The following is a 20,315-nucleotide window of genomic DNA, read 5'->3' as shown; positions in this document are numbered from 1 at the left end:
CCCTTACTTTTTACTTAACTTTTGTTTCCATTTGTAAACTAAATTCATAATTTCCATTGGATTTTTGGACATTAAATCGGTTTGATTAATCTCCGCAATAATCTTTTCATCTACTTGGCTCAACTTAGGAGCTGCTGTTTTAGTTTCAACTTTAAATAACTCTAACTGCTGTTCATCAGTTTCAGTTGGTTGCGTCTCTAAAACGGGATCCGGTTGCTTGTTTTCTGGAGCAGAAGTTACACTTTGCTCATGATTATTAATTTGTTCTAAATGGTCTAACACTACCTGAGCACGTTTTAATAAATCGGCCGGAAGACCCGCCAATTCCGCAACGTTAATTCCATATGATTTATCAGCTGCTCCCGCTAAAACCTTGTGTAAGAAGACCAGTTGACCATCTTTTTCAACTGCACCAACATGGACGTTTTCCAAATTAGGTAACTCGTCACTTAAATCGGTCAATTCATGATAGTGAGTGGAAAACATCGTCTTAGCCTGTACGTTCTTATGAATAAACTCAATGATTGCCTGAGCTAAGGCCACCCCATCATAAGTTGAGGTTCCACGACCCAGTTCATCGAAAAGAATCAAACTATTTTCTGTCGCATTTTGAATTGCCTGATTGGCTTCCTTCATTTCTACCATAAACGTACTTTGACCAGAAATCAGATCATCAGCCGCACCAATTCTAGTGAAAATTTGGTCAAAAATAGGCATTTCTGCCTGTTCAGCAGGAACAAAACAACCCATTTGAGCCATGATTACAATCAACGCTAATTGTCTCATGTACGTACTCTTACCCGACATATTAGGTCCAGTAATTAATTGAATTTCTGTTCCTTGATCCATCAAAACATCATTAGGGACATATTTTTGGGTTCCCATGACCTGTTCAACTACTGGATGTCTAGCGTTAATTAATTTTAGTTTTTTTGCTTGGTTAAAAACCGGCTTTACAAACTGTTCTTCTTCACTAACTGTCGCAAAACTTTGTAAAACATCTAAGCTAGAAACCGCACTAGCGAGTTTTTGAATTCGCGGAATTTGTTCTTTAATTTTTTCCCGAATTCCGACAAAAGTATCATACTCAAGACTTCTTGATTTTTCTTGAGCCTCTAAAATAATTGATTCCTTAGCTTTTAATTCTGGCGTAGAAAAACGCTCAGCATTTGTCAGCGTCTGCACTCTAGAATACCGATCAGCATCTATTTTAGCGAGATTTCCTTTAGAAATTTCGATAAAGTAACCAAAGACTCGGTTATATCCGACCTTTAAATTGTTGATACCCGTTGCTTGCCGTTCATTAGCTTCTAACTCAGCCAACCAATACTTACCATTTTTCATGGCATCACGATATTCATCTAACTTATCACTATATCCAGACTTAATAATCCCACCATCTTTAACTGAGATGGGCGCGTCTTCGTTAATTGATTCTTCAATTAGTTGATTAACGTCATACAAGTCATCTAAATTAGCAAGAATCTTATCAAAACCAGGAGTTTCTAACTCATTTAAAACGTGTTTGATTTGGGGGATTTGTGACAATGATGATTTTAATTGAATTAAATCTCGTCCGTTAACCCCACCAAAGGAAATTCTTCCGGCTAAACGTTCTAAATCATAAACTTTAATCAAAGCTTCCCGAAGTTCATTTCTTTCGTAGTAGTTATCTAACAAGGTTTCAACTAAGCTTTGACGTTCAGAAATTACCGCAGGTGTAATCAAAGGTCGCTCAATCCATTGTTTCAATTTTCGGCCACCCATTGCAGTTTTAGTATCATCTAAGACCCAAAGTAGTGTCCCAGATTTTTTCCCGGTTCTAATATTTTTCAATAATTCTAAGTTATATTGAGAATTATGATCAATTTTTAAAAACGAGTTAACCCGATATTCAATTGCATTTTGGATATGCGCCAAACTTCTTTTTTGTGTTTCAGTAACATAGGCCAACAACGTATTTAAAGCCATTTTTTCAGCATCATCCGTAATATTTTCAAGGACTGCTTGAGCTGCCGAATCGTTTGTCGTTTCTTGATTTGAAACTAGAATTCCTAACTTTTTCAACTTTGAAGTTACTGTTTCAGCGACGCTATTATCAACAACGACTTCTTTTGCGCTTAAGTTGATAATCTCATCAATGACCAAGTCTTCGTCACTAATTTTAGTAACTTTTAATTCTCCAGTCGAAATTTCAATATAAGCTAATCCATAGCTGGCTTTAGTTACATCATAAACCACACTAACCAAGTAATTACTATCTTTAGCAGTTTCTGAACTATTTTCGGTCTGTGTTCCTGGTGTAACCAATTGAATTACTTCTCGCTTAACCATTCCCTTAGCCAAGCGTGGATCTTCAACTTGCTCACAAATCGCTACCTTATATCCTTGATCAACCAAGGTATCAATGTATCCTTGGGCAGCTTTATGGGGTACCCCACACATTGGAATGGGGTTTTCTGCCTTATGGTTTCTAGCGGTTAAAGTAAGTTCTAGTAATTGCGCACCACGAACGGCATCTTCGTTAAAAAGTTCGTAAAAATCCCCAATTCGGTAAAATAAAAAGGCATCAGGATACTGATCTTTAATCTCTTGATACTGTTCCATCATTGCTGTATTTTTCTTTGCCATTTTATTTATCCCTTCTACCCAACGTATGGATGTTCTTTACAAATTAAAATTGGTTTAATTGCCTTTGCCAATCCCGTTTGATTGTCAACGTCAATTAAACATGCTGACAATACTTTAGAACCGTTTTCTTCAACGGTAAAGCGACTCGGACGCGAAGTTAAAAAACGTTTGATAACGGGTTCATATTCCATTCCAATCACACCGTCATCTGGACCCGTCATTCCCACGTCAGTTAAAAAAGCAGTTCCTTTATTTAAAACATGGGCATCACTAGTTTGAACGTGAGTGTGGGTTCCTACTAATGCTGAAATCTTTCCATCTAAATAAAGCGCCATGGCTTTTTTTTCACTAGTAGTTTCTGCATGCATGTCGACGAAAATCACCTTAACCTGATCTTTTTTTAATTGCTCAACTAAGCGATCAATCTCCGCAAAGGGGTCATCCGTTTCTTCCATAAAAATTCGACCTTGTAAATTAATAATTGCAACTTGCGTTCCATTTACATTTAGTTGACAATAACCATTTCCCGGAACATCCTTACCTGGATAGTTTAAGGGTCTAATTAGTTTTTTGGTATCATCAATGAAGCTGAAAATTTCTTCGTTATTCCAAGCATGATTACCCAAAGTAACCACGTCGGCTCCAGCATTCATCAGTTGTTTAAATAACTTTTCGTTAATCCCTCTTCCCACTTTGGTTACATTTTCACCATTCACAATGGTAACCTGTGGTTTTAAATCCTTTTTTAACAACGGTAGGTATTGTTCTACCATTTTCATTCCTAAGTTTCCTACTACATCACCAACAAATAAAAGCCGCATTTTTTCTCCGCCATTCTAATTTTCTTAATAACTTATTTTACCATGGAAAATTAAAATTAAAAAAGTTAATCAATTCTTTTCTAGATAACAAAAAAGCCTTTGAAATTAATTTCAAGGCTTTTCTTCTTAGATTAAATTATCAATAGTGACTACTTAGCATAATCAACTGATCTAACTTCTCTAATCACGATTATTTTAGCGTGACCGGGATGGCTAATTTCAGTTTCAATTTTATCTTTAATCTCACGAGCTAAGACAATTGCTTCTGAATCAGAAATCTTTTCTGGTTTTGCAATCACACGGATTTCACGACCAGCTTGAACCGCATAACTCTTTTCAACTTCAGCAAAACTATTACTAATATCTTCTAGTTTTTCTAAACGATGAACAAAGTTTTCTAATGAGTCACTATTAGCACCGGGACGTGCAATTGAAATTCGATCAGCAACCTCGACTAATTCGGCAACCATACTATGTGGCTCTGCTCCAAATTCACCGAGACGGATTGAATCAATTACTTCTTGGCTTTCACCAAATTTCTTGGCAATATCCACTCCAGCTTCAACATATGATTCATCAACGCGATTAGTAGCAGCTTTTCCAATCTCATGTAATAGACCAGCGCGCTTTGCTAATGTAACATCTTCACCTAATTCGGCTGCAAAAACTCCAGCTAACTTGGCAACTTGAATTGAACGAGATAAAACATTTTGCCCATATGAAAGCTTGTATTTTAAATGTCCAACTAACTTAACTAGATCAGGATTCATGGAATGAATTCCTAAATCAAAAATGACGTTTTCGCCAGTTTCTTGAATCAATTGATCAAGTTCTTTCTTACTCTTCTCAACCATTTCTTCAATTCGTGCTGGATGAATTCTTCCATCTTTAATTAATTTTTCTAGTGCCATCTTAGCTATTTCGCGTCTAACAGGGTTAAATCCACTTAAAACAACTGTATTAGGAGTATCATCAATGATTAAATCAATTCCTGTCAGTGTTTCAAATGTTCTAATGTTGCGACCTTCCCGTCCAATAATACGACCTTTCATATCATCATTTGGTAGGGTAACAACTAACACAGTTGTCTCCGAAACAATATCGGCAGAACTTTGTTGTAAAGCTTCAACAATTAAATTCTTAGCATCACGAGCAGAAGTCTTTTTGGCTGCTTCGTAATTTTGTTTAATCATCTGTGCTCTAGTTTCAGAAAGTTCTTTCTTCGTTTCATTAACTACTAAATCACGTGCTTCTTCTTTAGTTAACGAAGAAACTTTAGTAATTTCTGCCTGCCTCTTATCAATAAGTGCATCTGCATCTTGTTGTTTCTTCTCTAGGATTTTTTTCTCATCACTAATTTTTTCTTCCTGACGATTAAGACTGTCTTCTCGCTTTTCAAACGTCCGATCTTTACGATCTAAAAGTTCTTCACGTTTTAATAAGTGATCTTCTTGTCTTTGAATATCGGCTCTTCTCTTTTTAAGCCCTTTTTCAACCTCAGAACGGTACTTATTTCCCTTATCTTTAGCTTCTAAAGTAGCTTCCTTGAGTGTATTTTGTGCCTTCTTCTCAGCATCAGATAGAATATTACTAGCATTTTTATGAGCAGCGTCTAATTTCTTTTCCACTATTCTCTGATGAGTTGTCTGTCCAATAAAAAAACCAACAATTATAGCGATAGCGGCGCTTCCAATAATAGTAATAACCATCATTTTCCCTCCGTATCACTTTTTGTAATTATTTTATTACCGATTTTTCAATCAGCTACTTTCTAATTTTAATGTTTAAAAAAAGGGGTGTCAACTAACTATACTAAAAAAGAGAATAACGACTAGTTATTCTCTAAATAATCATAGATCATTTTAAATCCCATTTTTACTGCATAGTCTCTGACATCATTTCTAGATTTAGGGAAATTAAAATCCTGGGTAATGACATTTCCGTCTGGAAGTGCCATTCCAATCCAGAAATAACCAGCAGGATGACCTTCCAAACTACTAGGACCAGCAACACCGGTGAAAGAAACTGCCAGATCAGTTTCGAGGGCTTTTAAAGCTCCTGCAGCCATTTCCGCTGCAGTAGCTGCCGACACAACTCCACTATTTTGAATCGTTTCTTTAGCAACAGCAACTAATTTTTCTTTAGTGCTGGCGGCATAAGTCACAAATCCCCCTGAAAAGACCTCAGAAGCTCCTGAGACGCTCCCTATTTTACTTTGGAACATTCCACTAGTTAAAGACTCAGCGGCTGTAATCGTTAGTTTATTTTGCTTTAATAAGTTAACTACTACTTGTTCAATTGAATTTTCTTCACCATAACCATAAAAGTATTTTCCCACTATCTTTTGAACCTGTCGTTCTTCTTGATCTAATAGTCTTTTAATTTCTTCTTGGTCTTTACCATTGGCAGTTATTCTTAAAGTGACTTCGTTTTGCTTTACGTAAGTCGCTAAGGTTGGATTAGTTTGCTTAGAAATCAATTCTTTTAATTGATCTTCTAAGTTGGTTTCACCAATTCCAATAAAATGTAAAACTCTTGACTCAATTAAACTTTGCTGACCAATTTCTTTTCCCAACAAAGGCAAGCCATATTTATTAAACATTGGTTGCATCTCACTTGGGGGTCCAGGAAGAACCAAATAGCTTTTTGAGTTAAACTTCAAAAACATCCCGACGGCAAAACCATTGTCATTGGGGAGAACGGTCGCACCAGAAACATACTGAGCCATTATTAATTCGTTACCAGGACGATTGGTTCGTGATTTAGCGTAAAAATCATTAATTTTAGTTAGAGCTACTTGATCATCAACCAGTTCTAATCCTAAATGTTTGGCTAATACTTGCTTAGTAATATCATCTTCAGTTGGCCCCAAGCCACCGGTTAAAATGATGAGATCACCGCGCTTTTCTGCCAAACTGATTGCATCATCAAGTCTTTTAAAGTTATCTCCAACAGTATCTTTGTAGTATACATCAATACCTAAATTAGCCAGTTGCTTACCCACAAACGGACCACTGGTATCAATTATTTCTCCCAATAAAATTTCCGTTCCAACTGTGATTATTTCAGCTTTCATTTTTGAAACTCCTCTCTAAAATGAATCAGAAAAGACCCTTTTATTTTTAACAAAGTATTCCACTCCAGAATATACTGCAGCAACTAATGCAATGTACAAACAAATTTGTCCCATTGGAATACCAAAGTTATTAAAGATTACATCATTTAAAAGTAAGATAATTACAGCAATCATTTCAAAGAAAGTCTTTACCTTTCCAGACCAGGCTGCCGCCACAACTTCACCATCATTTTCTACAATTATCAAACGTAGTCCAGTTACTGCTAGTTCTCGACAAACAATTACCGCTGCAATCCAAGCGGCAACGTTCTCACTACCACTACCAACCAACATAATAAATGCACTCATAACAATCATTTTATCAGCAAGTGGATCTGCAAACTTACCAAAGTTAGTAACTAGGTGGTCTCTTCTAGCAATTTGACCATCCAAAAAATCAGTAAGGGCAGCAACAATAAAAACAATCGCTGCTAATAGTTGAGTAATAGAAATTAAAGTGCCTAAAACATAAACACTACCTGCATCAATGGGTGCTGCCAATAAAATTAAAAATACAGGTATTAAAAAAATTCTAAACATTGTTAGTTTATTTGGTAAATTCATCGTTTATTCTCCTCTTCCTACTTCACTAAAAAAACGGTCCGTAGACTTAAACAGACCGCCTTTAAAAAATTAATTTTCAAATTTAAGATTCATATCACGTTGTTGAGCATTTTGACCTTGAGCAGGTGCTTGCATCACAACTGATTTATCATTTAACTTAACAGATGAAACTGGTGCGTTAGTTAAGCTAATGGTTACATCTTTAGTATCCTTAGGAATATCAACCGTGTGTCCTGCATTTACGTTTAATGTTCCAGTCCAAGTTTGATTACCATTAATTTTAACGGTTGCATTAGCTGCCGTAGAAGCATTCAACTCTAGTTTTGAAGTTTCATCACCTGTTTTAACAGTAAAATCACTAGTACTGTCTTTAACTGCAGTTATTTCTGTTTCACCTTTTTTCAAGGTTTTTTTAGCAGTCTTTTTCTCTGTCTTCTTGGTATTGTCTTCGTTTGAAACGGTTACCTTAGAATTTTCAGGTGCTTTACTGCTACTATCAGTTTGCGTTTTTACAACTGCAAAAATAACTACCCCAATTACTAATACAATTATCGCAACGATAACTGCAATTGGTGCATATCTTCTGGTATCCACCTTAGGTTTAGGGGAAACTGAGTTAACTGATCTAGATGTATTTGAACTTTCCTCTTCAACTGGCTGTGAGTTTTCCTTAACAACACTTGGGGCTTCTTCTGGAAGGTATTGCTTTAGAATCTCTTCTCCGTCTAATCCAACTGTATTAGCAAATTGACGGACAAATGCACGAACATAAAATTTACCTGGTAGTGCATCAAAGTCATTATTCTCAATTGCAACTAGATATTTCTTTTGAATTTTGGTCTTTTTTTGTAAAGTATCAATTGAAATACCCGCATTCTCTCTGGCTTTACTTAGTTGAGAACCCACAGTTGTTTTTGCGTTATTATTCTCCTCAGTCATATCTTCAACTCCAATTCATTTAATTATTGCCAGTATATCACAACCAACTACACAAAAAAATTTTGTTTTAACTAATTAATTTGATTGATAGTTTTTTTACTTTTTTTGAAAAACTTTCTTGAAAAATCTATAACATCATTAAATTCAAGTTCACGAATAATTTCTACTTCATCATAAATATTGGTAAAATCATTTAACCGATCTCCCATTTGGTTTGCAATTCCTGAAATTGAATCCATGGAGGTAAAATGATCCCCAATCTCTTCATTTTTAATTAATTCGAATTGACTCTCAATTAAACTAGGATCTGCAAAAATATGATTAATTTCAATCTCAATGCTTTCCACAAATTGATCTGGATTCTTGGTATCTTCCGCTAAAATTAAGAATAAATAACCCTCTTCAATGTCAAAATCAAACCCAAATGAATCGTTTATGATTCCCTTTTCATATAATGATTGATATATTTCTGAATCCTCAGAAAAAATCATTTCTAAAAAGATGCCAAAACTAAGTTCTGCTTTTGAAAATAATCGTCCTTTAGTTTTAACTGGTAGTCCTCGATAACCAATTGCAACTTTAGGGGTAGTTAATCCCATATCGGTGGTCGTTTTTTCGACTACAGTTGAATTTTCAATTTCTGCAACTGCATGCTCTTGGAGTTTTTCAAATTGACTTGGATTACCAAAACTATATTTGGCAAATTTATTTTCTAATTCAGCAACAATTTCATTTTCGGAGAAATTACCAACTAAAACCAAGCTTAAATTTTGAGGGAAATAATATTGACGATGTGATTCGTATAAATCATCAGTAGTGATTTCACTAATTGATTTAATACTACCCGCAATATCTTGACTCAAAGGTGAATCGCAATACAAGTTAGCAATTGTATCAAAATACAATCTCGAACTAGGATCGTCTTGATACATTAAAATTTCTTGCCCAATAATCCCCTGTTCTTTTTGAATTTTTTCTGTACTAAAGAATGGTTCCATCACCAATTCTACTAAGTTGTCTAAATTTTTAGATAGATTGGTCGTAGTTGAAAATAAATAACTAGTTTTTGAAAAACTAGTAAATGCATTATTATCTGCACTATTTTCTGCAAACAAGTCACTAATATCGTATTTTTCTTTATCAAACATCTTGTGTTCAATAAAATGAGCAATCCCTGCAGGAACTTGTTTGATTTTATTTTCTGAAATGACGTAATTATTAATTGAACCATAATCAGTTGTTAAAATTCCATAGGTTGAATTAAAGTTCGATTTTGGGTTTAAAATAACCTGTAGACCATTACTTAATGTTGTTCTCACAACCGTCTCGTTAAATTCTGGATAAAATTTTTTATTCATCAGTCTCTCCTTCTAATAAGAAAGTAGTTTTTAATTCTGCTTTTTGTGCTACTGAACTTATGTCTGTTTTCGAAATTGACTTAATTTTTTTAATCCACTCATCAATGGTAATTTCTCTATTTAACAATGAATTTATAAAAACAGTATTTAACATTTGTCTTTGGCTATCGTACTTAGTTAAGTAACTATTAACCATTGTTTTTTTGATTTTGTTCAATAATTCGTCTGAATAATCACCATTGATTAATTTATCTCTTTGCTGTTTTACTAATTCGATTACTTTTTTATCATTTTCGCCATCAATCCCACTTTGAACCAAAATAAAACCCAAAGTTGAATTAAAACTACTAGAAATGTAATAAGCCAAACTATTTTCTTCTCGAATATTAGTAAACATCAACGATGATGGTGAACCACCAAACATTGCATTAAAAATAATTGCAGCAAAATAGTCCTCACTTTTGATCGACACCGGAAAATTAAAGGCAAAGTCTAGTTGCGATTGTTTTTGTTGGGCTTTTTTCTCAACGTTTTTCTCTGATCGTAAATCCTCGTGACTATTCATCAAAACGACTTGATGTTTGCGATCATTTAATCTAAATAAATCGACAATCGGCTGTACATCTTCATTTTCTACATCCCCATCAACGGAAATATAAATTTCATTTTCACTAATCATCTTTTGAAAATAATCAGCAGTTTCTCTGGCCTTTAATTTAGCTAAAGCTGGAAGATCACCAAAGACCATTTTGGCATTATCTGTATCATTTTCAAAAAATAATTTTTTAGTCTCTCTGGCTGCATAATACTTTTTATTATCGTTTAAATTAAACAAGTATTCGACTAAATTATCTCGTTGTAATTCGAATTGCTTCACTGGAAAGCTATCATTAATAATCAACGGGTAAAAAATCATTTCTTTTAGAAAATCTGCAATTTGTTCAATTAATTTGACATCATCTGGTAAAAATTTATCGTTAATAAATGAAATGAAAATTCTTAAAACTGCTTGATTTCCAACTTTAAATACATTTGCACCAAATGTGGCTCCATACATTGCCGCTAACTTTCTAGCAACTTTTAATTTAGAATCATACTTTTCACTATAGTTTTCAAGCATCTCAGCTACCATAGTTCTTTGTTCCAAATGATTCTCTTTGATTGGTTCCACAAAATCAATTGCAATTGCAATATTCTTAAATTTATCATTTTGATTAAGGTTAAAATGAATTCCTTCTGGTAAATTATTTGTCATACTTCCTCCTAAATAAAAAATTCCTTAGACTTTGCTAAGGAATTTTTGTTTTACTTAAAGATATGTTTAAGCTTTTGCCAGAAATTTTCTTTGTGTTGTTTAATTTGCATTAAGGGAACTGTTTCTCCCAAAATTCTTCTAGCAATATTACGGTATCCTTGTGAGGCTTGGTTATCAGGATTTAGTACAATGGGTTCACCATGATTTGAAGTGGCAATTACTTGGTCATCATCAACTAAAATACCTAGTAAATTAACTCCTAAATGATGCGTAATTTCAGCAACATCCATTACTTCACCATTATCAATCATATTTGGTCTGATTCGATTAATTACTAAGCGAGGTGATTTTTTCAAAGGATGTTTTTCTAACAAACCAACGATACGATCAGCATCACGAACAGCTGAAATTTCAGGTGTAGTAACAATAATTGCAGCATCCGCACCAGCAACTGAGTTCAAGAAACCTTGTTCAATTCCAGCAGGACAATCAATTAAAACGTAATCAAATTTAGGCTTTAATTCATCAACAATTTTTTTAACATCATCTTCACTAACTGCATTTTTATCTGTATTTTGCGCTGCAGGTAATAAGTATAAGTTATCATCAAATCTTTTATCTTTAACTAAGGCTTTAGTTAAAGTAACGTTATTTTTGGCAACATCAACAATGTCATACATAATACGATTGTCTAAGCCAAGTACAACGTCTAAATTACGAAGTCCAATATCTAAATCCATCAAGCATACTCGCTTACCCATTAAAGCAAGCGCTGTACCAATATTTGCAGAGGTGGTGGTTTTACCCACACCACCCTTTCCTGATGTAATTACAATTGCTTCTCCCATTTTTACATTCCTCCAATTCGACTAAAAAATTTCGGACTGATTTCTTTAATATTATCAAGATTACTATAAGTAATTGTATGTAAATCATTTACATATACAACTGTTCTAACATCTTCAGACACTTCGTCACTTTTATCGGCAATAATTTCGATTTGTTCACCAATTCTGATTTGTTGTGCATCACTAAAATTACCAACTGCTAGTTTAGCTTCATCAACTGGGAAACCAACCTGAACAATTCCGCTAATTTCACCCATACAGAACAAGTTTCCATTAGTGATTAATTTACCACCTTCATGAATTTTACCTAAAAAGAGCACATCGCCCTTAACTTTTAGTTCTTGTCCATTTCGAATGGTCTGGTCAACTATTGTAACACGATTTTCATCAAGTAAATGATATGCTTCCTCATTTGTCATTACATTTGATTTAAATTCATTAATCGTTAAATTTTCTCGACTATTTACCATTTCTCGTAGTTCTTGTTTTTGGTTAACAGTTAACAAACGATTACCAGTAACAATATCAAAAACTAACCCATCTTCAGCAGTATAATCTGGACTTTCAATTAAATTATCTAGAAGTTCGGCAAACTCGTTTTTGATTATTTCGAGATTCTCAGAATCATCTAAAATGATTTCCAAACCATTTTGAGTTCCTTTTAAAACAACACTCTTCATATAATTAACTCCTACTGTCTATATTTATCAAATAGTAAACTTAATGGAAAATAAAGAACTAAGAAAATTATTAAGTTTAATAATAACGTGGGTCCAAAGGCATACGCAATAAAATGAATTCCTGAAAAGTATACCAAATGACTTAATCTTCCCCCAAAACATCCCAATAATAGCAAAATAATAATATCAATTAGGTAAATCATAATTGAGGTCATTATATTTTCGTCTAGATAATCTAAGATAATCTTGGTAATTAATATTATGATTGGAAAAATAAACATATAAATTCCAATCACCCCGATATAATAGGTATCATAAACTATTCCAACCAAAAAGGTCCACAAATATAACCGTTCTTGTTGCTGCTTATTAGTAAACAAAACAAAGAAAATTAACCACGTAATCGTTAAATATGGAACCATTGGAAAGGTGCTAGCTAATTCTTGGGAAAAAACATTCATCAATGTACCTTCCAAAAGAAAAGATAGAATCAAACCCGTCAGGAATAATATTTTGATTTTGGTTTCTTTCAACATCTTAACACCACACTATTCCTTACCAACTACGGTAACTAAATCAATACTTTGAGTACTTGCAGCTGGTTTAATGTTAATTTGTTCTGACAATCCATCTGCAGTTCCTGATACCCCTGTTACAGTTCCTACTAGTAACCCTTTAGGAGTAACTCCACCCAGACCACTAGTAATTACTTTAGCACCTTTTTTGATTTTATCCTTGGAAGTAATGTTTCCCATTTCTAACTCGTTTTTACCATTATCATAACCAATAATTAAACCATCAACAGGCGCATTATTACCATCAACTTGAACTGCAAAACGACTAGAAGAATCACCACTATCAGTAATTAGTTCCACTTTACTATTGGTCTTGTTAACTTCGATTACTCGACCAACCAAACCTTTATCAACAATAACTGACATATCTTTTTCAATACCAGCCAAAGAACCTTTATTAATCACCAATTGTTGTTGCCAATTTGAAGGAGTTCTAGTTAAGACAGAAGCATTAATCAAATTATAACCAGTCAGTGTTTTCTTTAGATCAAGTTGTTGTTTAAGTTCTTTATTTTCTTGAGAAAGCACCTTATTTTTGGTTTCTGTAGCTGAAAGTTTAGCTACCTTTGCTTTTAAATAATTGTTTTCGTGGTAAGTATTCATTAGATTACTAGATGATGAAAATAATCCACTAATTTTAGTAACCGGATAGTCAACAATTCGATTTCCTAATCCGACGATTTCGTTTCCCATCACTTGAATGATAGTAGGCGTAGCACGATTATTTCTAATTGCTGCCGTTCCACCAATTAATCCAACACTCAAAACCAGTCCAACTACAAAGATAACTAAGTTTTTGCTAGAAAAAAATTTATGCATTAGTTTCTCCTAATAATTGAGATAAAACAAATAAGCGGGCATCCCCGCTTATTAATTATCTTTTCTTCATTACATCAATACTCTTAAGTGATTCACCGGTACCCTTTGTAACACAGTCTAATGGGTCTTCTGCAACAGTAACTGGAACTTGAGTAGCATCGGCAATAACATCAGCAAGGTTTTTAATTAATGCTCCACCACCAGTTAAAATAATTCCATGATCAACAACATCGGCAGAAATTTCTGGAGAAGTTGCTTCCAAGGTATCTTTAATGGCGCTAATAATTTCTAAAATATCTTCGTGAATTGCAATTGCAACGTCTTCAGCTGTAACCTCAGTTGATTTTGGTAAACCAGTCAACAAGTCACGACCACGAACAGTTTCGCCTTCCATTTCTTTGGCTTTTTCAATAGAAGCAGAACCAATCTTAATTTTTAAAGTTTCGGCACTTGGAAGTCCAATTAACAAGTTGTAGTTCTTACGAATGTAAGAAACAATTGCTTCATTCAACTTATCTCCGGCCATTCTAACTGAACGAGAAGATACAATTCCACCAAGAGAGATAGTAGCAACATCAGTAGTTCCACCACCCATGTCGACTACCATGCTTCCAGTTGGGTTCATAACTGGTAATCCAGCACCAATTGCGGCAGCAAATGGTTCTTCAATTACATAGGCATCTCTTGCTCCTGCCACACGAGTAGCATCAATTACAGCACGTTTTTCAACTGTTGTAATTCCACTTGGAACACAAACCATAACGTATGGCTTTTGACCACTACCACCAAGTGCTTTTTCAATGTAGTATTTAAGCATTGAAACAGTAGTTTCATAATCAGCAATTACACCATCACGCATTGGTCTAATGACTTCAATACTTGCTGGAGCACGACCAATCATCGCTTGTGCTTCGCTTCCGACTGCAATAATTTCTCCAGTTTTTGTATTTTTGGCAACTACTGAAGGTTCACGAACAACAATGCCTTTTCCGTCAACATAAACTAACGTATTTGCAGTTCCTAAATCAATTCCAATATTTTTATTACCTAATCCTAACAAATCATTCATCCCTTTTTGTTGTTTTAATTTTTATTTTTAACTTTATTCCCAGTATATCATACTATAAATTTTTTTAATCACGATTTCCGCCTAGATATACCTATATTTTATTAATATTTTAATAAGTATTTTCTAACCTCTGAAATAAACAAAAGTGATCCTGTAATCAAAACCAATTCATGGTTATTTTTCGTATTTTTTTGGGCAGCAACAATCGCCGTTTTCCAATCAGAAAAATAGTTTTCTCGTTGTTGCTTTATCTGGTTAAAGTCTGCTCCTGCCCGCTGATTTTCCACACTAAATCTCGTTAAATAGATATCAATATTAGGTACTTGCTCAAATAATTTCAACATTTGTTGGTACTGTTTATCGGCAAATGCTGCTAAAACAAGATTAATTTTAAAATCCTGGTAATCAGACAAAGAAGCAAGTAAACGTTTAACCGCGGGAACATTATGGGCACCATCAATTATTATGAGTGGATTTTCTGTCACTTTTTCCATTCTTCCAATCCAACTAGTTTTCACAATATTATCTTTAATTACCTGTGTCGCATCGCAAGTAGTTCCCGTTCCATTTAAAACCAGATAAGCTTGAATTGCAATACTTGCATCTTCCATCTCAAAATCACCCAGCATTTTGGTTTCAATCCTTTTGATAGAAAATTGATTATTATTAAAGTTAAAGTGATTTTTATTCAATTTTTCATAATAAAAATCTCGATTAAATAAAAACGCGGGACTACTTTTTTGTTTAATTTCTGTTTTAATCACTGTTAAAGCATCACCAGTTATGTTTCCCACAATCGTGGGTTGATCAGCTCTAATTATTCCTGCTTTATCCCTGGCAATTTCTGAAACAGTATTCCCTAGTAGCTTCATATGGTCCATTCCAATTGTGGTGATGATTGTCATAATGGAATTATCGTCCACATTAGTTGAGTCCATTTTCCCACCAATTCCAGCTTCCACGATTGCCAAATCAACTTTTTCTTTTTCAAAATACAAATACATCATCGCAGTAATTAGTTCAAATTCCGATGGACCCATTTCTGGATTTTCTTGTTCGATACTGGTTACAATCGGCTTTACTTTTTTAACCAAATTGACCAAATCATCATCAGAAATTGGCAGACCATCAATACTTATTCTTTCATTAAAATTAATCATAAAGGGCGAAGTATACGTCCCCACCTTTTGACCAGAGCCTTGCAATAACTTTTGTAAATAAGCTACCACTGAACCTTTTCCATTAGTACCCACCACATGAATCGATTTTACCTGCCTTTGGGGGTTATCTAGTTTTTCCAATAAAAATTGAATTCTTTTTTGCGTGGTTTCTTTTTTTATTCGAGGTCGAGAATGAATATAATTTAGCGCCGCCTGATAGCCATTAATCATTTTTTTCTCCTTACAAAAACAAGTCCAGCAAATTGCCGGACTTGTTTTTATTAATTTGCAGCTTTTTTAACTTCTGCCAATCTTTGCTCAGCAGATTTAAGTTTATTTTCGTTATCTTGTTGTTTAGTCTTTTCTTCTGCAACAATTTTTTCGGGTGCATTATCAACAAACTTCTTGTTTGAAAGCTTGCGTTTAGCACGTTCAACCTCAGATTCAAAGCGCTTAACTTCTTTTTCTAATCTGGCAATTTCATCGTTTAAATCGATCAATTCTGCCAATGGAATACTAATTTCAGCATCTGTAATCACAGAAGTCATTGCTAAGTCTGGCACGTCAATATCAGTACCAATTTCGAGCTTATCTGGATGTCCAAAGCGATCAATGTATTCACGATTATTTTCAAGCACTGCTTTTAATCCGTTATCTTTTGTTTTAATTAGAATATCAACCGGGTTACCAAGTGGCGCATTGGCTTCTGCCCGAATGTTTCTAACTGCCTTAATTACTTCAATTAAATGACTCATATTGGATTCAGCATCAGCATTAGTGAATTCTGGTTGTACTTCAGGATAGGCTGCAGTAACTAATGAATCACCGTTATGAGGCATTGATAACCAAATTTTTTCAGTTACAAATGGCATAACTGGGTGAAGCAAACGTAAAATTTGGTCAAGAACATACGCCAACACATTTCTAGTTTTTTGTTTAGCTTCTTCATTGTCACCAGTAAGAATTTCCTTACTCATTTCAATATACCAATCACAAAAATCATTCCAGATGAAGTCATACATAGCCCGGTTAGCTTCCCCAAAGTTGTACTTATCATAATTGTCTTTAACTCTTTCAATCGTTTTATTTAAACGTGAAAGAATCCATTTATCTGACAAATTAAGATCAGCTACATTTGGTTTTTCCGGTGCAGAAATATCACCTAAGTTCATGATTACATAACGACTGGCATTCCAGATCTTGTTGACAAATTTCCAGGCAGAATCTACTTTATCATAACTAAAACGTTCATCTTGACCTGGTGTAGTTCCGGTTGAAAGTGACCAACGAAGAGCATCAGCACCGTACTTATCAATTACATCCATTGGATCAATTCCGTTACCCAATGATTTACTCATTTTACGGCCTTGTTCATCACGAATTAATCCATGAAGCAGAACATCTTTAAATGGACGACGACCAGTAAAGTGAAGACTTTGGAAAATCATTCGAGAAATCCAGAAGAATACTAAATCATCTCCGGTAACCAAAGTTGAAGTTGGGAAGTATCTAGCAAAATCTCCCTCTTCAGTATTTGGCCAACCCATTGTAGTAAATGGCCAAAGACCAGATGAGAACCAAGTATCTAAAACGTCTTGATCTTGTTCCCAGTTTTCTGGATCTTTAGGCGCATCTTCGCCAACGTACATTTCACCAGTTTCTTTGTTGTACCAAGCTGGAATTTGGTGTCCCCACCATAGTTGTCTTGAAATACACCAATCATGAATTTCTTCCATCCATTGATTAAACGTATGTTCATAACGCTTAGGAACAAAGTTAACGGCGTCATCAGTATCTTGGTTTTCCATTGCCTTTTCTGCCAATGGTTTCATTTTAACAAACCATTGTGTAGATAAACGAGATTCAACTTGCACTCCCGTTCTTTCTGAATGACCAACCGCATGGACGATTGGGTCAACACGAAGCATTAAGCCCTGGTCTTCGATATCTTTAACCATTGCTTTTCTAGCATCAAATCGATCCAATCCCTCATACTTACCAGCATTTTCGTTCATTGATGCATCTTCATTTATCGTATTGATTTCTGCTAAATCGTGACGCTTTCCAACTTTAAAGTCATTTGGATCATGAGCTGGAGTAATTTTAACCATTCCAGTTCCAAATTCGATGTCTACGTAATGATCCGTAATGATAGGAACCTTACGATTAACTAGAGGAACTACAACTTCTTTACCCACTAAATCTTTATAACGATCATCATTTGGGTTAACGGCAATAGCAACATCACCAAACATGGTTTCAGGTCGAGTTGTTGCAATTTCAATGTAATCTTTGCCATTAAAAGTGGTTCCATCAGCAAATGGATACTTAACGTGATAAAAGGCCCCTTGATCATCTTTATGCTCAACTTCGATATCAGATAAAGCAGTTCTTGCTTGTGGATCCCAGTTAATAATATATTTGGCCCGGTAAATCAAACCTTGATTATATAAATCAACAAAAACCTTGCGGACAGCCTTAGAAACGTTTTTATCTAGAGTAAAAGTTTCACGACTGTAGTCTAAGGAAAGTCCTAACTTAGCCCATTGTTGGTGAATTGTATCAGCAAATTCATCTTTCCATTCCCAAACTTGGTCAATGAATTTTTCCCGGCCAAGATCATAGCGAGAAATTCCCTTTTTTTGTAACATTGCTTCCACTTTTGCTTGTGTAGCAATTCCAGCATGATCCATTCCGGGAAGCCAAAGAGTATCGTAACCTTCCATCCGTTTTTGTCTGATTAACATATCTTGAAGAGTGGTATTCCAAGCATGACCTAAATGCAACTTACCAGTAACATTTGGTGGTGGCAAAACGATTGAATATGGTTTTGCTTTTTGGTCGCCACTAGCTTTAAAAGCATCGGCATCCAACCATTTTTGATACATTCCTGCTTCAACTTCGTTTGGATTAAACTTAGTTGACATTTCAATTTCTTTTGACATATCTTCACCTCATTTTTTCTATAAAAAAAGCATTCATCCTCTAAATAGGACGAATGCTCGCGGTACCACCTAAATTGGATTATTTCTAATCCCAACTTAATCTCGATAACGGTCGTACCCGAATTTAGTTACTAAAATTCACTAAATCTGCTCACAAGCTACAACTAAATCATCACTTAAGAATCTCTCACTATTAATTCTCTCGCTTTGAAGTTAAATCATTAGCCCTCTTGCTCAATGCATTTATATTTACAAATAATAATACTCAATAATCCAAATTTCGTCAAACAGAATGCTTCTTAAAGTAATTCTGCAAAGACATCTTTTTCGGCATTTAAGTAATCATCACCAACTCTAATTTTGGTTACTTTAACATCAGCTAAAGATTCTTCCATCAAAGCATCAACATCAATTCGTTTTTCAAACTTAATTGTTTTTTCTAAATCAGGTTTGGTTTTCGGTGATGGTGGCGTGAATATTGTACAACAATCTTCAAATGGCATGATTGATAGATCATAGGTATCAATATCTCGAGCTATTTTGATAATTTCTGTTTTATCAAATGATAATAATGGTCTTAAAACCGGAACAGAAGTTACTTCATTAATTACTCGCATACTTTCAATCGTTTGTGATGCCACTTGACCTAGTGATTCACCAGTAAACACTCCGTTACAACTACGATCTAATGTGATTGCAGCTGCTAAACGTAGCATCATCCGTCTCTGAATAGTCATTAAATAACCTTCAGGTACTTTTTCTTTAACATCTTCTTGAACCTTAGTAAAAGGAACCTCAATGAAGTCGATTGTACCACCAAAAGCGGTTAGCTTTTCTGCTAAGTCTTTTGCTTTAGCTAAAGCTTGTGGACTAGTGTATGGAGGACTGTAAAAATGAATCATATCCACTTTAACTCCACGTTTCATCGCAAGATAAGCTGCTACTGGAGAATCAATTCCTCCAGAAAGCATCATCGTTGCACGTCCACCGGTTCCAACTGGAAGACCCAAGGCCCCTTGAATTGTCTCACTAGATAAATAAATACCACTCAATCGTACTTCAACTCGTAACTCAATATCTGGATTCTTCATCTTAACATCAATTTCAGGTAAATTATCTAAAATATAGCCACCGATTCCATTATCTACCCCATAAGTATTTAATGGATAATCTTTATTTTGACGTTTGGTACTAATTTTAAATGTTTTTCCAGGAGTAAATTGTTCTTTGATCATTTCCAAAGCCGTCTTTTGAACTTCTTCTAAAGGAGCATCACTTGGCAACTTAACAACTGGAGAAAAAGTTTCAATTCCAAAAACTTTTCCCAAAGCATCCATAACCGGTGTAGCATCTTGATCATTTAAAATCACATGAAGACGATCACGTTGTGCTTTTACTTCAACTGCTTCAAAAGATCGTAAAACATCACGGACATTTTTCCCTAGTTGACGAATAAAGTCACGCTTGTTTTTACCTTTTGTCGATAATTCACCGTAGCGAACCATTATTTCACTATACTTCATTTTCATCACTTCT

Annotated in this window: 16 protein-coding genes and 1 other annotated feature; all 16 genes read right to left on the bottom strand. The window is 34.6% G+C overall.

The features are described 5' to 3' along the window. Window positions 1–3: 3 nt before the first annotated feature. Window positions 4–2,631, bottom strand: a complete 2,628-nt coding sequence (mutS, locus tag R4B61_RS04855) for a DNA mismatch repair protein MutS (protein ID WP_413627155.1) — start codon at window positions 2,629–2,631, stop codon at window positions 4–6. Window positions 2,632–2,645: 14 nt separating this feature from the next. Continuing rightward, window positions 2,646–3,452, bottom strand: a complete 807-nt coding sequence (locus R4B61_RS04850; protein WP_413627154.1) for a TIGR00282 family metallophosphoesterase — start codon at window positions 3,450–3,452, stop codon at window positions 2,646–2,648. A gap of 149 nt (window positions 3,453–3,601) precedes the next feature. Further along, entirely contained in the window at window positions 3,602–5,161 is a 1,560-nt protein-coding gene (gene rny, locus R4B61_RS04845; protein ID WP_413628297.1) for a ribonuclease Y, read from the bottom strand. Between the two features lie 122 nt (window positions 5,162–5,283). Next, window positions 5,284–6,528 carry a competence/damage-inducible protein A gene (locus R4B61_RS04840; protein WP_413627153.1) on the bottom strand — a complete coding sequence of 415 codons (1,245 nt, stop codon included), beginning with the start codon at window positions 6,526–6,528 and terminating at the stop codon, window positions 5,284–5,286. A gap of 15 nt (window positions 6,529–6,543) precedes the next feature. Continuing rightward, entirely contained in the window at window positions 6,544–7,131 is a 588-nt protein-coding gene (gene pgsA, locus R4B61_RS04835) for a CDP-diacylglycerol--glycerol-3-phosphate 3-phosphatidyltransferase (RefSeq protein ID WP_413627152.1), read from the bottom strand. A gap of 69 nt (window positions 7,132–7,200) precedes the next feature. Further along, complete coding sequence (locus tag R4B61_RS04830) at window positions 7,201–8,070, bottom strand: helix-turn-helix domain-containing protein (protein ID WP_413627151.1); 870 nt, start codon at window positions 8,068–8,070, stop codon at window positions 7,201–7,203. A 71-nt stretch (window positions 8,071–8,141) separates the two neighbouring features. Further along, window positions 8,142–9,428, bottom strand: coding sequence for an EF-P 5-aminopentanol modification-associated protein YfmH (gene yfmH, locus R4B61_RS04825; protein ID WP_413627150.1), 1,287 nt, complete (start codon window positions 9,426–9,428; stop codon window positions 8,142–8,144). After that, a complete protein-coding gene (gene yfmF, locus R4B61_RS04820; protein ID WP_413627149.1) occupies window positions 9,421–10,683 on the bottom strand; it encodes an EF-P 5-aminopentanol modification-associated protein YfmF in 1,263 nt (420 codons plus the stop codon). The genes yfmH and yfmF overlap by 8 nt, the downstream gene beginning before the upstream one ends. A gap of 50 nt (window positions 10,684–10,733) precedes the next feature. Beyond that, the gene (gene minD, locus R4B61_RS04815; protein ID WP_413627148.1) at window positions 10,734–11,531 is read right to left on the bottom strand and encodes a septum site-determining protein MinD; all 798 of its coding nucleotides are present in this window, start codon (window positions 11,529–11,531) and stop codon (window positions 10,734–10,736) included. Between the two features lie 2 nt (window positions 11,532–11,533). Further along, entirely contained in the window at window positions 11,534–12,211 is a 678-nt protein-coding gene (locus R4B61_RS04810) for a septum site-determining protein MinC (RefSeq protein WP_413627147.1), read from the bottom strand. A gap of 11 nt (window positions 12,212–12,222) precedes the next feature. Then, a complete protein-coding gene (gene mreD, locus R4B61_RS04805) occupies window positions 12,223–12,747 on the bottom strand; it encodes a rod shape-determining protein MreD (RefSeq protein ID WP_413627146.1) in 525 nt (174 codons plus the stop codon). Between the two features lie 12 nt (window positions 12,748–12,759). Then, window positions 12,760–13,605, bottom strand: a complete 846-nt coding sequence (gene mreC / locus R4B61_RS04800; protein WP_413627145.1) for a rod shape-determining protein MreC — start codon at window positions 13,603–13,605, stop codon at window positions 12,760–12,762. A gap of 55 nt (window positions 13,606–13,660) precedes the next feature. Continuing rightward, window positions 13,661–14,665 (bottom strand): rod shape-determining protein, encoded by a 1,005-nt coding sequence (locus R4B61_RS04795; protein WP_413628296.1) that lies wholly within the window; start codon window positions 14,663–14,665, stop codon window positions 13,661–13,663. Window positions 14,666–14,775: 110 nt separating this feature from the next. Beyond that, complete coding sequence (locus R4B61_RS04790; RefSeq protein ID WP_413627144.1) at window positions 14,776–16,065, bottom strand: bifunctional folylpolyglutamate synthase/dihydrofolate synthase; 1,290 nt, start codon at window positions 16,063–16,065, stop codon at window positions 14,776–14,778. Window positions 16,066–16,115: 50 nt separating this feature from the next. Then, on the bottom strand, window positions 16,116–18,779 hold the full coding sequence (locus R4B61_RS04785) for a valine--tRNA ligase (protein ID WP_413627143.1): 2,664 nt from the start codon (window positions 18,777–18,779) through the stop codon (window positions 16,116–16,118). 42 nt (window positions 18,780–18,821) lie between these two features. Further along, window positions 18,822–19,026 (bottom strand) — a binding site (T-box leader). A 52-nt stretch (window positions 19,027–19,078) separates the two neighbouring features. Further along, window positions 19,079–20,302, bottom strand: coding sequence for a tRNA uracil 4-sulfurtransferase ThiI (gene thiI, locus R4B61_RS04780; RefSeq protein ID WP_413628295.1), 1,224 nt, complete (start codon window positions 20,300–20,302; stop codon window positions 19,079–19,081). Between the last annotated feature and the right edge of the window lie 13 nt (window positions 20,303–20,315).

Source organism: Fructilactobacillus vespulae, assembly GCF_047324295.1.
GTDB classification, from domain to species: domain Bacteria; phylum Bacillota; class Bacilli; order Lactobacillales; family Lactobacillaceae; genus Fructilactobacillus; species Fructilactobacillus vespulae.
Note: the sequence above shows the minus strand (reverse complement) of the source record. Positions and strands in the feature narration are given on the sequence as shown.

Bases quoted from the DNA above. Each gene is read 5' to 3' on its own strand.
- yfmF (WP_413627149.1), bottom strand. From the start codon at position 10,683: ATGACAAATAATTTACCAGAAGGAATTCATTTTAACCTTAATCAAAAT.
- pgsA (WP_413627152.1), bottom strand. From the start codon at position 7,131: ATGAATTTACCAAATAAACTAACAATGTTTAGAATTTTTTTAATACCT.
- mutS (WP_413627155.1), bottom strand. From the start codon at position 2,631: ATGGCAAAGAAAAATACAGCAATGATGGAACAGTATCAAGAGATTAAA.
- R4B61_RS04830 (WP_413627151.1), bottom strand. From the start codon at position 8,070: ATGACTGAGGAGAATAATAACGCAAAAACAACTGTGGGTTCTCAACTA.
- yfmH (WP_413627150.1), bottom strand. From the start codon at position 9,428: ATGAATAAAAAATTTTATCCAGAATTTAACGAGACGGTTGTGAGAACA.
- mreC (WP_413627145.1), bottom strand. From the start codon at position 13,605: ATGCATAAATTTTTTTCTAGCAAAAACTTAGTTATCTTTGTAGTTGGA.
- R4B61_RS04790 (WP_413627144.1), bottom strand. From the start codon at position 16,065: ATGATTAATGGCTATCAGGCGGCGCTAAATTATATTCATTCTCGACCT.
- R4B61_RS04810 (WP_413627147.1), bottom strand. From the start codon at position 12,211: ATGAAGAGTGTTGTTTTAAAAGGAACTCAAAATGGTTTGGAAATCATT.
- R4B61_RS04840 (WP_413627153.1), bottom strand. From the start codon at position 6,528: ATGAAAGCTGAAATAATCACAGTTGGAACGGAAATTTTATTGGGAGAA.
- mreD (WP_413627146.1), bottom strand. From the start codon at position 12,747: ATGTTGAAAGAAACCAAAATCAAAATATTATTCCTGACGGGTTTGATT.
- R4B61_RS04850 (WP_413627154.1), bottom strand. From the start codon at position 3,452: ATGCGGCTTTTATTTGTTGGTGATGTAGTAGGAAACTTAGGAATGAAA.
- thiI (WP_413628295.1), bottom strand. From the start codon at position 20,302: ATGAAGTATAGTGAAATAATGGTTCGCTACGGTGAATTATCGACAAAA.
- minD (WP_413627148.1), bottom strand. From the start codon at position 11,531: ATGGGAGAAGCAATTGTAATTACATCAGGAAAGGGTGGTGTGGGTAAA.
- rny (WP_413628297.1), bottom strand. From the start codon at position 5,161: ATGGTTATTACTATTATTGGAAGCGCCGCTATCGCTATAATTGTTGGT.
- R4B61_RS04785 (WP_413627143.1), bottom strand. From the start codon at position 18,779: ATGTCAAAAGAAATTGAAATGTCAACTAAGTTTAATCCAAACGAAGTT.